Source organism: Flavobacterium phragmitis (assembly GCF_900112575.1).
Taxonomy (GTDB): domain Bacteria; phylum Bacteroidota; class Bacteroidia; order Flavobacteriales; family Flavobacteriaceae; genus Flavobacterium; species Flavobacterium phragmitis.
Genome location: NZ_FOMH01000010.1, coordinates 201279 through 216581 on the forward strand (window position 1 = coordinate 201279; position 15303 = coordinate 216581).

Here is a 15303-nt window from a genome sequence, read left to right on the forward strand (position 1 = left end):
AAAAACCGTGGTCTTCCTTACAAAAACAATTTATAAGGCAAAAGTTCTGTGAATCTTCTCACTTTCAGTTTCTGAAAAATATTTTTGCGGTGGGTTTTTATGGTATCTACAGTAACAAAAAGAAGATCTGCTATCTGTCTGCTTTCGTGACCATCAATTATTTTTTCAAGTATTATCTTTTCCTGGCTAGTAAGCAGTGAGAAAAGATGATAATGATTAAGCAGAAAATTACGGTTATTCAACAGTTGCTTAATCTGTTTTAAATAAAAATATAACTCCTCATTTTTAAATTGAAGATGCAAGGTTGTATTTTCATTTTCTGTGTCATTTGAATACTTAATGATAGGCGCTGAGGGTGGTGTGATACTTTTTTCCTTTTTCTGCAACATCCAGTCTATAGCTTGCTTTTCATGTGCAAAAAAACCTGGCTGAAAACCAGTTCTATTATCTTCAAAAAGATCAGCAATAGAAAGCATAGCCAACACATCTGGACTGGTTATAATACTAACTTTTTTTGTTGTACCTTTTTCCCAACTTGGTACATTAAGAAAATCATTTGTCCATTCTTGCTCATCTGAATTAATAATATGTTTAAAATTAGTATTGTCCCATAAGGTATACTTTGGCAATACTCTATCATATACTTCCTTAAATTTTTTTATGGCATTGATATACGCTTCAGATGTTTCGCAATGCAAGAATGAACCTTTAAGAATACCTGCATCGTGATTATAATCAATAGCAAAGTTTTTTGTAGAGTAAAGGTTTTCTCCCATAATGATTTCATTAATAAACTAAAAACTACATGAAAAGTATTATATGAAGCTAATATTATGAAACTCATATTAGTTAAAACATCTTAAAACGCTATAATTATATTAAAATAAGACATAATTGCGTAGTTATAATATGAACTTTGCTTTTGTTGTTTTCTAACGTTTTCTTGAAGTTTTTTAAAGAGAAAAGAATTGAAAAATTCTGTTTAAATTTTAATTTTCAATGTTTTTGCGTGAAATTTTGGGTGGAGGTTTCTGCCACGAAGGCTCTAAGGCACAAAGTTTTTTTGATTTTTTATCTCGCAAAGACGCAGAGCCGCAAAGTTTATACACAAACTTTTCGAAATTAAAAAACCTTTGAACCTTGTCTCTCTATACCTTTGTACCTTCACTAAGGTTTCTTTTGAGGGTTTCTAGAAGTATGAAATACGGAATAAATAATTATTTCATTTCCGATAATCTCATAAATGATAACAAATGGAAATTTAACCAAAGTCATTTCTCTATAACCTGGCTGTTTTTTAATTTCGAATAACTCTGGATTTGTCTTCAGAACCTTAAGATAAGATCTTAAATAAGTTAGAAATTGTTTTCCTAAACCTTTACTTCTGCTTTCGTAAAATTCAATGGATTCTTCAATTTCTTTTTCTGCTAATGGTAAAATTTTAATTTTAAAAACCATACTTAGCATTCAGTCGTTGCTCTGCTTCTTCCCAAGTATTTGCTTCTATTTCTCCAGACAAATATTTTTCTCTTTCTTCAGCAACTTTATTGTAATGCGAATCTGGAACAATTGACTCTTTCTCATCGTGCTTAATGGCATCAAAAACACTTTCCAAAATTTCTAGTTTTGAATCGTCATCAATGAATTTGCCAAAATCTTTTATGAGCTTAAGTCTTAATTCCTTCGTTTCCATTTTGCTATTGTTTAAACTCAAATTTAAGATTTATAATGATTCAATTATGTTAAAACTTTTTTGCCACAAAGACACCAAGTCTCAAAATAAAAACTTAGAATCTTAGTAACTCAGAACCTTAGTATCTTAGAACGAAATCACTGTAGAATTCTTCACTTCACTAATCATAAACATGCTTTGCGTACTGCCTATATGCTGTAACGAAGTTAATTTAGTTACTAAAAATTCCCTGTAAGCTTCCATATCCTTTACTAGGACTTTTAGAATATAATCGTAATCGCCGCTTACGTGATGACATTCTAAAACCTCGTGTAGTTTAATGACTTCGCTTTCAAATTTGGTTAGAAATTCTTTGGTATGCTGAATGAGTTTTAAATGGCAGAAAACGACAAATCCTTTTTCAATCTTGGATTTATCAACTAAGGCTACGTAGTTTTTTATTATGCCTTCGCGCTCTAACTTTTTGATTCGTTCGTATACTGCTGTAACCGAAAGATCAAGTTTTAATGATAATTCTTTGGTTGTTTTTTTACTGTCGGTTTGTAGTAAAACCAAGAGTTTTTTATCGATTTGGTCTAAAGTCATTTTCAGTTGATGTTTTTTGGTTGATAGTTATTGAAATGAAAGAAAATCTATTGAATCAAGTTTTTCATATCAAATTTAGACTAAAAATCAATAAAAATATACTTTCATAGTTTTAAAATCTAATTATTTATTTTACAGTTGATTATTTTTCTAAATAGATCTTATTTTGAACAGAATTTCTTTTGAAAATGAGTGCCCTAGCCCAGATTGCAGTGGAAAGACCGGAGTAAAAAAGGCATAAGTTTCTTGTTCTAAAAAAGCGACCAACGGAAGCTCTTTTTAGAACATTAGAAACTTTGACTTTTTTATGAGGACTTGAAACGGAAAACTGGAAATAGCTCCTTATCAAGGACAATTTCAAAAATCAATTTCAATAACAAAAAACTAACTATAAATGAAAAACTTCAACCCAGCAGATAAAATTCAGGATTTGCAATACTTTGGAGAATTTGGCGGCGTGAACCCGTCGATTTCTGACTCTTCGACTTATACTTTTCTTTCGGCAAAAACCATGTTTGATACTTTTGAGGGCAATATGGAAGGCTGTTATTTATATTCGCGTCATTCATCTCCAAGTAATTTATATTTAGATCAGGCCTTGGCGGCGATGGAAGGAACGGAAACAGCAAATGTTTCGGCTTCGGGAATGGGAGCGATTACGCCTACTCTATTACAATTGTGCGGTGCGGGTGACCATATCGTTTCGAGCCGAACGATTTATGGTGGCACTTATGCTTTCTTGAAAAACTTTACGCCGAGATTCGGAATTGAAACGAGCTTTGTGGACATTACTAAACTTGACGTTGTAGAAGCTGCAATTACATCTAAAACAAAAGTTTTGTATTGCGAAACAGTTAGTAATCCGTTATTAGAAGTTGCGGATATTGCTGGTTTAGCCAAAATTGCTAAAAAACATAATTTAAAACTGGTTGTCGATAATACGTTTTCGCCTTTATCGGTTTCTCCAGCAAAATTGGGCGCTGATATTGTAATTCACAGTTTGACGAAATACATTAACGGTAGCAGTGATACAGTTGGTGGCGTAACTTGTGCTTCGAAAGAATTTATCAACTCACTGAAAAATGTAAATTCGGGAGCAAGTATGCTTTTGGGGCCAACGATGGATAGTTTGCGTTCTGCAAGCGTGATGAAAAACCTTAGAACACTTCATATCCGAATTAAACAACACAGCCACAATGCGCATTTTCTGGCTGATATGTTTGAAAAAGATGGTTTAAAAACGGTCTATCCTGGATTGAAAAGTCACCCGAGTCATGAATTGTACAAAACGATGATTAATCCTGAATATGGTTTTGGCGGAATGCTTACTATTGATGTTGGAAGTTTGGAAAAAGCGAACGAACTAATGGAATTAATGCAGGAAAGAAATCTTGGTTATTTGGCCGTAAGTTTAGGTTTTTATAAAACGTTATTTAGCGCGCCGGGAACCTCAACTTCTAGTGAAATTCCGCTTGAAGAACAGAAAGAAATGGGATTAACCGATGGTTTGATTCGTTTTTCTATTGGTTTGGATAATGATATTCAGCGTACTTATGAAATGATGAAGGCTTGTATGATTGAACTTGGAGTTTTGAATTCTGCCGGGATTCGCAAAGAACTTTTTAAAGAGATTCACTAAAGTTTTTTTTCACGCAGATTTAAAAAGATTTAGGCAGATTTATTTTAAAAACTAAATCTGCTAAAATCTGCGGAATCTGCGCGAGAAAATTATTCAAAATAAAAACAAACATTCCTCTATAAATAAATTTGCACATTTTTATTAGATTGTTTGAATCCGCTTTAGACTTTCACTAAGCGGATTTTTTTTGTAAAAGGCCGTTTTGAAGGTTTTCAAAACGGCTTTCTGTACTTCATCTCGGCTCGTAATGTCTAAAGGTTTGCCAGTATTTGTCTTTGTAGATTTCGTAACTAATCTCAAATGAACCAGCATATTTTTTGATTAATTCATCTGCAGTTTTTGATGGTTTTCTAAAGTCTTTACAGGCGAAAAATATTTCTCTTTTGTTATTAGCAGTTTCTCTACCTAAATTCAAAAACCCCTCAAAATCAGGCAAAAACCTCATTATTTCCTCTTCTATTTCATCTAAGATTTTATACATTTTTTTATCCGGCAATTCTCCATTATTACAATCTTCAAATGGAATTGCAACAATAAAAACCCAAGGATGTGATGCTTTTTTATCCCAACTCAAAAGTGTAGTATTCATTAAAGATAAAACTACTGCTCCCTCTTTAGTCTTTCCTTCATAATTTGAATAACCATCATTTTCTGTATTATGTCTTGTCCCTTCATATTTCTCAACAAATTCTTTTTCTCTCCAGATTAAATAATCTTTTAATTTTTCGATTGGAATCAATTCCTCAGAAATATCATTTGATCCCATTACTTTCATATTATCTATTAGAGTAACTGAATGCAGTTCGCCTAAATAATTATCCAGAAAAATATAAACTCCATTAGTGACCGGCTGTTTTTTATCTTCTGTAAAGTGATCATAAACAATCGTCAAATCAATTTCGTCAGGATAATTTTTATGTATGTTGGGGTAAAACTTTAAATTGTCTTTACTAAAATTGAAACTTTCATAAGTAATACTAACATCTTTAACATCTGATGCTGGTTTAAGTGCTGTAAATTTCCAACCTTTAATTTGAGGCGCTTCATTTACTAATTCTTCTATCGCATAAATATTTCTAATCGCTCCATCTGGCGTTAGAATTAATTCAGCAGTTTGATCATCAAACATTCCTGTTAGGAAATAAATTCCTTCATGAAGTTCTTCTAGTTTTGGAGCTAGTTTATCAAAAAAATCTTTATGTATATTATCTCCTAGTTGAACTATTTTAAAAAAATCTTTTTCATGTTTTAAAAACCAGTTCCAAAAATCATTATTGGATTGTATTGGAGCTTCTTTTTTGCCCAATATTTTATCAAGAAAACCCATGTATTCTATATTAAATTTAACTTTTAATTGAAAACAAACTTAAGGAAAACTGCATTTAAAACATAAGAATATTTCTATAAAAAAACATAAAAAACAAAAAGCCGTTCAGATGTACTCAGAACGGCTTTTACTATATTTCTTTTGGTTTTAACCTATGTTTTCAACATTCAGTTTACTATTTTTTCGGCTGTAGCCAAAATAAATCAGTAATCCAATTATTAACCAAACGGTGAAGTAAATCCAGTTCCACACACTTAATTCGGCCATCATATACAAACAGCAGATTAAGCCTAAAAGCGGAATTAAAGAAAGATTTTTTCTGAATGCCCAAACCGCTAATCCAACTAAAACGAATAAGAAAATCCACATTGGAATTTTGTGTTTGAACAAACTGAAACCTGATTCGTATTTTGCAACATCAGCAATTGGTAATCCTTTTACCACTTCAGCATACTTTGCTTCATCGTCCTGATATTGCCCTAATAAATGTTCTAAATCTGAAGTTTCAGCTGTTTTATTGTTTGCTTCAATACTTTCTAGGTATTTGAAAACTTTCTCCGATTCAGATTTATCTAAAGAAGTTACAATCGAAGTTGCGTCATAAATCTGTGGTTCGTTATTGATAAATGCCATTGTTGCTTTGTTGTTGAAAGCAAAAGCATAATACAATCCTGCAATCATTAATACCGGCAAAATGAATTTTGAATTTACATAAGGCGTTTTGAATTTTCCTCTCGGAATTTCAGGTTTGTTCTGTAATACCAAAACTCCTGCACAAACCAATACAAAGGCAAATAAAGTTCCGATACTGCATAAATCAGTTACCATTGTTAAGTTTAAGAATAATGCTGGAACTGCCACCACAAATCCTGTAACAATAGTTGCAAAAGAGGGTGTTTTGAATTTTGGGTGAACAGTAGAAAATTTCTTTGGCAATAAACCATCACGGCTCATACTCATCCAGATACGAGGCTGTCCCATTTGGAAAACCAATAAAACACTCGCCATTGCTACTACTGCACTAACTGCAATAATTCCTGACATCCATTTTAAGTCTAATTTATCAAAAACGAATGCCAAAGGATCTCCAACATTTAATTCGTGATATTTTACCATTCCAGTTAAAACTAAAGCAATAGCAATATATAAAATAGTACAGATAATAATTGCCCACATCATACCGCGTGGTAAATCTCTCTGCGGATTTTTACATTCTTCTGCTGTTGTTGAAATCGCATCAAAACCAATATAAGCAAAGAAAACGGCAGAAACTCCTTTTAAAACTCCTCCTACTCCATTTGGCGCAAAAGGATTCCAGTTTGCTGTATCTACATAAAATATTCCCACCGCAATCACTAGAAGAACTACACAAAGTTTAACCACAACCATTAAGTTACTGGCGTTACGAGATTCTTTCATTCCTCTGTAAACCAAAGCAGTAATTAAAATAATGATAAACAACGCAGGCAAATCGGTCACAAAATGGAAAGATCCAATTGTTGGAGCGGTCGTCCAGGCTGTGTGTGCCTGTTGTAAAGCTGTACTTAAATTTTCGAAAGATTTTCCGCCTCGCATTAAAGCTTCGGCATCTTTAAATCCGTTTGAAGCGGTTAGATAATCCATTTGAATCCATTGCGGTAAATGGATTCCGCCACTCTGGAGCAGTCCAGTAAAATAATCACTCCACGATATGGCGACGGTTATATTTCCGACGGCGTATTCCATAATTAAGGCCCAACCAATAATCCAGGCAATTAATTCTCCAAAAGCTACATAAGAATAGGTGTAAGCACTTCCTGAAACGGGTACCATCGATGCAAATTCAGCATAAGCGAAAGCGGCAAAACTACATGCTAAAGCCGTAAATAAGAATAAGAAAATTACTGCTGGCCCACCATCTGCACTGGCTTTTCCAATTGTACTAAAAATTCCTGCTCCAACAATAGCCGCTATCCCAAAAGCTGTTAAATCCCTTGTAGTCAAATGTTTTCCTAATGCATTATGACCGTCTGTTTCGTTCTGTGCAACCTGCTTCAGAATATCCTGTACTGTTTTCTTTCGGAATAAACTTGAAAATGCCATATATGTTTTGCTGTTATAAATTAATTTAATTCAGTCGTTTTTGTTTTATTTTGCAAATAATGCAAATTTTATCGGTAAATCAAATTTATGAAACGTGATTTTTTTCTGCCACGAATTCAAGAATTATTTTTTCTGCCGCAATCTCGATAGCTATCGGCACTAAGACGAAAAGTTTTTCGCCACGAATTCACGAATTTCCTTTAATTTATTACTCTCTGTGATTTCACAAATTAATACCGATTTTTTTAACCTATTTAACCATAAATTCTGTGGCTAAAAAATTCTTTGCGAACTTTGCGTGATTCTTAGCGCCTTTGCGGTTAAATTAATCACAAATGTAACATTTCTCAAAATGAGCTTACTAATCAAGTAGTATTTAATTTTAAAGAATCATTTTATGGGAAAAATTTCAAGACGTTCTTTTGTAAATAAATTAGGAATGGGTGTTGGAGCTTCGGTTGTCATGACGACGCTTCCTTCTTTTTTGACTGAAACAGAAAAAACTCATGTGCCTTACACTGGAAAAAAATTAAATATTGCTTTATGCGGTTTAGGAAACTATGCTTCTTTACTGGCTGAAGGACTTCAGGTTTCTGAATATTGTCAGCTTGCCGGAATTGTTACTGGAACTCCCGCTAAAGCTGAAACATGGAAGAAGAAATACAATATTCCCGAAAAAAACATTTACAATTACGAAAACTTCGACTCAATTGTCAAAAACAAAGACATTGACTTAGTCTATGTTGTAACTCCTAATGCATTGCATAAAGAATTTACCGTTCGTGCGGCAAAAGCTGGAAAACACGTTATTGTCGAAAAACCTATGGCAATTACAACCGAAGATTGTGAAGAAATGATTAAAGTCTGCAATGATAATAATGTGCAATTAGCAATGGGATATCGTTTGCATTATGAACCAAATCATTTAGAAGTAAAACGTCTAGGACAAGAAAAAGTTTTAGGGCAGGTTCGTTATATTGAAACCGGTCTAGGTTATAGCACCTATGATATTCGTGACATTAATAAACCAGTCGATTTAAATGCCCGTAACGAATGGAGACTGACTAAAAAATGGGCAGGCGGCGGTGCTTTAATCAATTTGGGCGTTTATTGCATACAGGTTTCCCGTTATGTTTTAGGCGAAGAACCAATTGCCATTACAGCACAATTTGGACATATAAATAACAAAAACAGATTTGCACAAGTTGAGGAAAACATAACATGGCAAATGGAATTTCCAAGCGGTGCCGTAGCGAATTGCAGTAGTTCTTACGGTTTTGGCATCGATAGATTTTATGCCGCTGCCGATGAAGGTTTCTTCGAGATGAGTCCTGCTGTGAGCTATGGCCCTTTTATAGGGAAAAGATCGGATGGAAAACCTTTTAATTTTCCGATTATCAATCAGCAGCAAACCCAAATGGATGAAATTTGCAAAGTGATTTTAGCCAACCAAAAACTTCCAAATCATATTACAGGCGAAGAAGGAATTAAAGATGTAAGAATCATTAACGCCATTTATAAAGCTGCTGAAACTGGTAAAAAAATAAGTTTGTAATAGTTTTTTTTTACCACAGATTCACGAATTATTTTTTTTCTAATCTTTGTCTATAAATTTTCTCTCGCAGATTTAACAGATAATGCAGATTTTGATTGTGCTTAAAAGATTTGCACGGATTATAATTAAACTTAAAAAAAAATCTGCTCAATCTGCCAAATCTGCGAGAGAAAAAAACTTTGCGTTCCTTGCGTAATTCTTCGCTCCCGACAGCTATCGGGATTGCGGTTAAACCTTATTTCAAGCAACTTCTCAAAATACTAACCGGATGCTGTGCTTCACGTTTTGTTCCGTCATAAATTTGATGGCGACAACTTGTTCCTGCAGCAGCTATTTTTACATTTTCTGCCGTGTTACGGACTTTTGGGAATAAAGTATCTTCTCCCATCTGCATACTTACCTGATAATGTTCTTTTTCATAACCAAAAGAACCTGCCATTCCGCAGCAACCTGAATTGTATATTGTAACCGTATTGTTTTTAGGAAGATTCAGCATGGCAAAAGTCGCTTCAACAGAACTCAATGATTTCTGATGACAATGTCCGTGAATTTTAATTTCTTTAGTTTCTTCAGAAAATGAATCGGGTGTTATTTTCCCGTCTATGATTTCTTTTTTAAAAAACTCTTCGATTGTGAAAGCATTTCGAGATAGTTTTTCGGCAGCTTCTTTATCATCAGCTAAGCGAAGATATTCATCTCTAAAAGTCAAAATTGCCGAAGGTTCGATTCCGACCAAAGGTGCATTGGCTAAAACCAAATCTTTAAAAACATTTACATTATGATTGGCAATTTTCTTAGCTTCTTCTAAAAAACCTTTTGACAGATACGTTCTACCACTTTCTTCATGATCGACAACCAAAACTTGATAACCTAATTTGGTTAATAGTTCGAAAGCATCGATTCCAATGTTTACATCATAATAGTTGGTAAATTCATCTACAAACAAATACAGTTTCCCATTTAGAAAATCTGTCGTTGTAGATTTATGATTTTTATACCAATTTCTAAAAGTCTTTTTTGCTAAAAGTGGCACTTGTCTTTCAGGTGCAATTCCCATTGTCTTTTTAACCAAAGACTGATTCGAAATAAAATTTGTGATTGATGGAAACAAACTTCCCATTTTATTCAGTTTCGCATTGTTAGCAAAAATTTTGCTTCTGGTCGAAAATCCGTTTGCTTTTTGGTATTGATATAAGAATTCTGCTTTTAGAGTGGCAACGTCAACATTACTTGGACATTCGCTCGCGCAGGCTTTACAGCTTACGCATAACTCAAAAACTTCGTATAATTCTTTCTGGTCAAATTTATTTTCTTTTTCAGAATACGTCAAATATTCTCTTAAAGCGTTTGCTCTTGCACGAGTCGTTTCTTTTTCATTTCTGGTCGCACGATAACTCGGACACATCGCTCCTCCTGCCGATGGCATTTTTCGGCAATCGCCGGAACCGTTGCATTTTTCGGCCGCACGTAAAATTCCTAAGCTGTCTGAGAAATCCTGAAACGTTTTGATATCAGGTTCTACCCTTCCTGAAATTACACGATGGTTTTCATCCATTTTCAAGGCATTGACAATCTTCCCGATATTTAAAACCGAATTTGGGTCGAATGCCAGTTTTAATCTTTTCAGCAATTCGTAGTTTTTATCCCCAATCATAAACGGAATAAACTCGCCACGCACGATTCCGTCTCCATGTTCACCACTTAACGAACCTCTGTATTTTTTAACCAAATGTGCCACTTCCGTCGCAATGGTTCTGAATAATTTTAAATCTGATGTTTTCTTTAAATTCAAAACCGGACGCAAGTGCAATTCACCCGCACCGGCGTGTGCATAATAAATCGCTTCCTGTCCATGGCTCAACATCATGGCCGAAAACTCGGCAATATAAGCTGGTAAATCGCTTAATTCTACAGCCGTATCTTCAATAGAATCGGCTGCTTTGTCATCGCCCACAATACTTCCTAAAAGACCTAATCCGGCTTTTCTAAGTTCGTTGGCTTTATCAATATCTGGCCCGTAAATTTTAACGCTGGCATAACCAAAATTATGTTTCTCTAAATCTGCAATTAAAGCGTCGGCTTGTTTTTCTGCATCTTCTAAATTGTCTGAAGCGACTTCAAAAAGCATAATTGCTTTTGGTTCTCCAACTAAAAAGAAACGGTTTTTAATGTGTTCACGGTTCGTTTTAGTACAATCCAAAATCGTATCGTCAATCATTTCGCAAGTGTACAAATGATGTTTCATTGCCACCACAACAGATTCCAATGATTCCTGAATGGTATGATAATGTGCCACCACCATAATATTGTGTGCCGGTGGTAAATCGTCCACTTTTAAAGTGATTTCGGTTGTAAAGGCTAAAGTTCCTTCGCTTCCGCAAAGCAGTTTCCCTAGGTTGATTGTGGGTTCAGTTCCGCCAAATAATTCTGATTTTAAAAGAATATCAACAGCATAACCAGTATTTCTTCTGTGGATTTCTGGTTTCGGAAACTCCTTTATAATTTCTTCCTGATTTTCTTTTACTGAAAGTTCGTCGTAAACACTTTTGTAGATTTTATTTTCTAATGTATCTCCTTTCGTTTTCTCAATAAATTCAGCCGAAGTCAGTTCTCCAAAAGCCACTTCTGTTCCGTCACTTAAAATCGTTTTTACCTCAACAATTTTGTCACGTGTTACACCATAACGAATCGAAGTGGTTCCTGATGAATTATTTCCAACCATTCCTCCAACCATCGCTCTATTTGATGTTGAAGTAATTGGAGCGAAGAATACATTATAAGGTTTTAGATATAAATTCAGTTCATCACGAATTACACCCGGCTGAACAGTAACCGTTCTTTTTTCAGCATTATACCCTAGTATTTTGGTAAAATGTTTTGAAACATCTATCACAAGTCCGTCTCCAACTGCTTGTCCGGCTAAGGAAGTTCCTGCCGTTCTTGGTGTAACCGAAATATTATGTTTCGCTGCAAAACGAATTAACCTACTGATATCTGCTGTAGTTTTGGGCAGTGCCACAGCATTTGGCCTAATTCTGTACACCGAAGCATCGGTAGAATAAAGTGTTTTATGAAGATCATCATATAAAAGTGTGCCTTCTAATGATTCGGATAACTGCTGTAACTCTTGGTTTGACATTATATTCTAATTTGTTGTCTAAAACTGATTTTATTTTTTGTTGATGAGATTACAAAATTACTGTAATTTCAATAGTTATGTTTCTTTTTTTGCCACGATTTAAAATGATTATTTTTTATTTCACGCAGATTTAAAAAAGATTAAAGCAGATATTGCAGATTCTTTTTTATCCAAAATAAATCTGCCGAAATCTGCTGAATCTGCGTGAAAAAATCATTTTAATTCTTTAAATCTGTGGCAAAATTTTTCTCTTACTGAATTAATTTGTGAAATTTGTGGCTAAAAAATTTTACTTATTAATTTGCCTCCAGATTTTTGCCATAAAATCATCTTTATACATTAATCTGTTGGTTCTTGTTGGATTTACGCGATTGGTCAAGACAATGAGAAATCTATTGTTGTCTGGGTTCATAAAGAAAAAAGTTCCTGTGAAACCAGTATGTCCAAAATCAGCTGCTTTAAAAAATTCGTCTGGTTTTCTTTTGTCAAAACCAAGTCCGCGGTAGATCCCTTCTTTTACTAAAGGCGATTGCGTAAACTCCTTTACTACTTTTGCTTTCAGAATCTGTTTTCCTTGAAATTTTCCCTCATTTAATAACATTTGGCAGATAACCGAAATAGATTGAGCATTCGCAAATAAACCTGCATTTCCCGATACACCTCCAAAAATAGCAGCGGCTTCATCGTGAACATATCCTCTAATAGTATCTTTTCTAAAGAAATTATCCAATTCTGTAGGCACTACATTTTCAATAGAAGTCCATTTTAACGGATTGTAACCAATTTTAGAAATTCCTAATTCTGTATAAATTTCCTTGGTCAATTGATCGAGTTTCTTACCTGTTTTGGCTTCAATCATTTCTTTTACCAAAAGTAAATTCAAATCGCTGTAAACGTATTTGCCACGCTGATTCACATTGGCATTCGCAATCTGTCCATACACTTTTTTATAAAAATCGGGATTCATCCACATATTTTTATAAACCTGAATCCAATTTTCTTTGGGAATAAATGAAAGATAATTAGCATCATAAACAATATTCTTGTTCACATACATGGTATCAAACAATTCTGGATACTCTGCTGATTTTTTATCACTCAAAAGTGGCGAACCATCAGGTGTTGAAAGCATATCTTGATAAAAAGTAATACTTGCTTTTAATCCCGAAGTATGCGTCAATAATTCAAAAAGCGTTAAGTCAGCAATGGGTGTGTTTTTAAAAAAAGGCACTGCGTCGCCTACTCTGTCAGTAAGTTTCATTTTATCCTCACCAACCAAACGCATAGTTACCAATGTTGCTCCCAAAACTTTAGACATAGAAGCCAGATCGTAAACATCATCATTTTTTACGGGCTGTTTTTTAGAGTAATCCTGAAAGCCATAATTTTTAGATATAAAAACAGCATCTTTACTTCCAACCATAACCTGAGCTCCAGGAAAAAATCCTTTTTCGAGTGCGTTTGTCATCATCGAATCGATATAAACTTCATTTCGTTTTACATCAAAAGACTTTTTCTGAGCATAACTACTGATTCCGAAAAGAATCAAAAATGCGAATACAATTTTAGACGTTCTATTTTTCATAATTGTATTTTTATTTTGTTACAAATTCTACTGGAATACTTTCCGTTTGGGTCTGACTCAAAGCTGAAATAGCATAAATATGATTTTCCAGATCAGCGTCTGGAACTTCTAACTTTGTTGCTGTCGTCACATAATAAATATTTGCCGGATTAGAGAAATCTGTAATCTTTCCTTTTGGAAATCTGTAAATCACATATTTCTTATCATATAATTCAGGCTTCCAACTTAAAATCGCTTTATCGCCTTTTTTAATAATCAAAGCATTAGTTGGCGCTTGCGGTTTTATTCTTGTAATTCTGTTTGCTTCTGGAGTTAGGGCGATATATTTATATGGTTTTTGAATAAGAACATTTCGAAGCGTATCTCCTTTTTTAAAGAATGAATTTGCTGTAAAATGCATTGAACCGTCGATTTGAGGTATTTTTCGAATCATTTCAATTTGTTTCACAATTTGATCTGGACTTCTCCACTCTGGTTCTTTGGCAGTATTTGAAATCTTATAATCGCCATGACCTACATAAACATTTGCGCCGTATTTGTGCTCTGCCCACCATTTTGCTAAAACTTCAAAATTGGCTCTGTCAAAACCAATGTGCCAATACAATTGCGGTGTTACATAATCGATCCAGTTTTCTTTTTGCCATTTTAAGATATTAGCATACAAATCGTCATAATTGGTTGCTCCTGCTTTCGTATTGGAACCTTGAGAATCTTTCGCAATGTTTCGCCATACACCGAAAGGCGAAATTCCGAATTCGACTTCTGGTTTATTGGCAATTATAGTGTCTCTGATTTGCTTGATGATCAAATCGACATTGTCTCTTCGCCAATCGTCTTTGTCTTTAAACTGGCGCGGTTCTTTTGCGAAAGCTTTTTCATCTGGAAACTCCTGCCCTTCAATTTTATAAGGATAAAAATAATCGTCCATATGAACGGCCTGAATATCATAATTTCGAACTATTTCGCCTACTACTGAAGCAACAAAATCTCTGGTTTCTTTGTAACCCGGATTAAAATATCTTGATTTTCCGTAAGTCAGAAACAACTCTGGTTTCTTATAAAATAAATGCGTTTTGGTCAAAACATCCTTCAAAGTGTCTTTTTGTACGCGATACGGATTCAGCCAAACGTGAACGTTCATTCCTCTTTTTCCGGCTTCATCAATCATCATCTGCAACGGATCAAAACCCGGAGCAACACCTTGCGTTCCTGTTATCCAATGTGATGCAGGTTCTTTTGTTGATTTATAATATGCATCAGCCGTTGGTCGGATTTGAAAAATTACGGTGTTTAAATTATTAGATCGCAAATTATCTAAAATAGAAATCATTTCCGCTTTCATCTGTTTGTCTGACAATCCTGGTTTTGATGGCCAGTCGATGTTATCAACGGTAGAAATCCACGCTGCACGCATTTCTCTTTTCGGTGATTCTTGACTGAAAAGTTTTGTTTGAAAGAGCAGTATTAGGATTATAATTTTTAGACTTTTCATGTGGTTGTATTTTTGATTTGCTAATTGTTGTTGAATAATTTAACCGCAAAGTTCGCTAAGATTTACGCAAGGTTCGCAAAGTTTTATTTTTCTCTCGCAGATTTTGCAGATTCAGCAGATTTAATTCGTTGAAATTTGTGAAATTGCTCCGCAAGTTCACTGTCGCTCGTGTAGTGGCAAAAAAAAATCATTTAAATCATTTAAAT

General features: G+C 34.2%; 11 protein-coding genes. 2 read left to right on the plus strand and 9 right to left on the minus strand.

Annotation, left to right across the window (positions count from 1 at the left end):
• Positions 1 to 17 precede the first annotated feature (17 nt).
• The 4 genes from BM289_RS18145 to BM289_RS18160 form a co-directional block, all read right to left on the minus strand.
• Positions 18 to 776 (minus strand): helix-turn-helix domain-containing protein, encoded by a 759-nt coding sequence (locus BM289_RS18145; RefSeq protein WP_091496175.1) that lies wholly within the window; start codon positions 774 to 776, stop codon positions 18 to 20.
• 391 nt (positions 777 to 1167) lie between these two features.
• Entirely contained in the window at positions 1168 to 1458 is a 291-nt protein-coding gene (locus BM289_RS18150; RefSeq protein ID WP_091496177.1) for a type II toxin-antitoxin system RelE/ParE family toxin, read from the minus strand.
• Positions 1448 to 1693 carry a hypothetical protein gene (locus BM289_RS18155; protein WP_091496179.1) on the minus strand — a complete coding sequence of 82 codons (246 nt, stop codon included), beginning with the start codon at positions 1691 to 1693 and terminating at the stop codon, positions 1448 to 1450. The genes BM289_RS18150 and BM289_RS18155 overlap by 11 nt, the downstream gene beginning before the upstream one ends.
• A gap of 126 nt (positions 1694 to 1819) precedes the next feature.
• Entirely contained in the window at positions 1820 to 2278 is a 459-nt protein-coding gene (locus BM289_RS18160) for an Lrp/AsnC family transcriptional regulator (RefSeq protein WP_091496181.1), read from the minus strand.
• A gap of 394 nt (positions 2279 to 2672) precedes the next feature.
• Between BM289_RS18160 and BM289_RS18165 the strand changes: the two genes are divergently transcribed.
• Positions 2673 to 3917, plus strand: a complete 1245-nt coding sequence (locus BM289_RS18165) for an aminotransferase class I/II-fold pyridoxal phosphate-dependent enzyme (protein ID WP_091496183.1) — start codon at positions 2673 to 2675, stop codon at positions 3915 to 3917.
• A 232-nt stretch (positions 3918 to 4149) separates the two neighbouring features.
• On the opposite strand, the gene BM289_RS18170 is transcribed toward BM289_RS18165, so the two are convergent.
• Positions 4150 to 5244, minus strand: coding sequence for a DUF695 domain-containing protein (locus BM289_RS18170; protein ID WP_091496186.1), 1095 nt, complete (start codon positions 5242 to 5244; stop codon positions 4150 to 4152).
• A 147-nt stretch (positions 5245 to 5391) separates the two neighbouring features.
• A complete protein-coding gene (locus BM289_RS18175) occupies positions 5392 to 7326 on the minus strand; it encodes an amino acid permease (protein WP_091496187.1) in 1935 nt (644 codons plus the stop codon).
• A gap of 397 nt (positions 7327 to 7723) precedes the next feature.
• Between BM289_RS18175 and BM289_RS18180 the strand changes: the two genes are divergently transcribed.
• The gene (locus BM289_RS18180) at positions 7724 to 8881 is read left to right on the plus strand and encodes a Gfo/Idh/MocA family protein (protein WP_091496189.1); all 1158 of its coding nucleotides are present in this window, start codon (positions 7724 to 7726) and stop codon (positions 8879 to 8881) included.
• Positions 8882 to 9116: 235 nt separating this feature from the next.
• Here BM289_RS18180 and BM289_RS18185 read toward each other — a convergent pair whose 3' ends face one another.
• The 3 genes from BM289_RS18185 to BM289_RS18195 all read right to left on the minus strand — a co-directional run bounded on the left by BM289_RS18185 (position 9117) and on the right by BM289_RS18195 (position 15097).
• Positions 9117 to 12020: an FAD-binding and (Fe-S)-binding domain-containing protein gene (locus BM289_RS18185; protein WP_394332985.1), complete on the minus strand. Its 2904-nt coding sequence runs from the start codon at positions 12018 to 12020 to the stop codon at positions 9117 to 9119.
• A gap of 289 nt (positions 12021 to 12309) precedes the next feature.
• On the minus strand, positions 12310 to 13605 hold the full coding sequence (locus tag BM289_RS18190) for a serine hydrolase domain-containing protein (RefSeq protein ID WP_091496193.1): 1296 nt from the start codon (positions 13603 to 13605) through the stop codon (positions 12310 to 12312).
• Positions 13606 to 13615: 10 nt separating this feature from the next.
• A complete protein-coding gene (locus tag BM289_RS18195) occupies positions 13616 to 15097 on the minus strand; it encodes a glycoside hydrolase family 10-like protein (protein WP_091496195.1) in 1482 nt (493 codons plus the stop codon).
• Positions 15098 to 15303: the final 206 nt, after the last annotated feature.

Bases quoted from the DNA above. Each gene is read 5' to 3' on its own strand.
- BM289_RS18145 (WP_091496175.1), bottom strand. From the start codon at position 776: ATGGGAGAAAACCTTTACTCTACAAAAAACTTTGCTATTGATTATAAT.
- BM289_RS18150 (WP_091496177.1), bottom strand. From the start codon at position 1,458: ATGGTTTTTAAAATTAAAATTTTACCATTAGCAGAAAAAGAAATTGAA.
- BM289_RS18155 (WP_091496179.1), bottom strand. From the start codon at position 1,693: ATGGAAACGAAGGAATTAAGACTTAAGCTCATAAAAGATTTTGGCAAA.
- BM289_RS18160 (WP_091496181.1), bottom strand. From the start codon at position 2,278: ATGACTTTAGACCAAATCGATAAAAAACTCTTGGTTTTACTACAAACC.
- BM289_RS18165 (WP_091496183.1), top strand. From the start codon at position 2,673: ATGAAAAACTTCAACCCAGCAGATAAAATTCAGGATTTGCAATACTTT.
- BM289_RS18170 (WP_091496186.1), bottom strand. From the start codon at position 5,244: ATGGGTTTTCTTGATAAAATATTGGGCAAAAAAGAAGCTCCAATACAA.
- BM289_RS18175 (WP_091496187.1), bottom strand. From the start codon at position 7,326: ATGGCATTTTCAAGTTTATTCCGAAAGAAAACAGTACAGGATATTCTG.
- BM289_RS18180 (WP_091496189.1), top strand. From the start codon at position 7,724: ATGGGAAAAATTTCAAGACGTTCTTTTGTAAATAAATTAGGAATGGGT.
- BM289_RS18185 (WP_394332985.1), bottom strand. From the start codon at position 12,020: ATGTCAAACCAAGAGTTACAGCAGTTATCCGAATCATTAGAAGGCACA.
- BM289_RS18190 (WP_091496193.1), bottom strand. From the start codon at position 13,605: ATGAAAAATAGAACGTCTAAAATTGTATTCGCATTTTTGATTCTTTTC.
- BM289_RS18195 (WP_091496195.1), bottom strand. From the start codon at position 15,097: ATGAAAAGTCTAAAAATTATAATCCTAATACTGCTCTTTCAAACAAAA.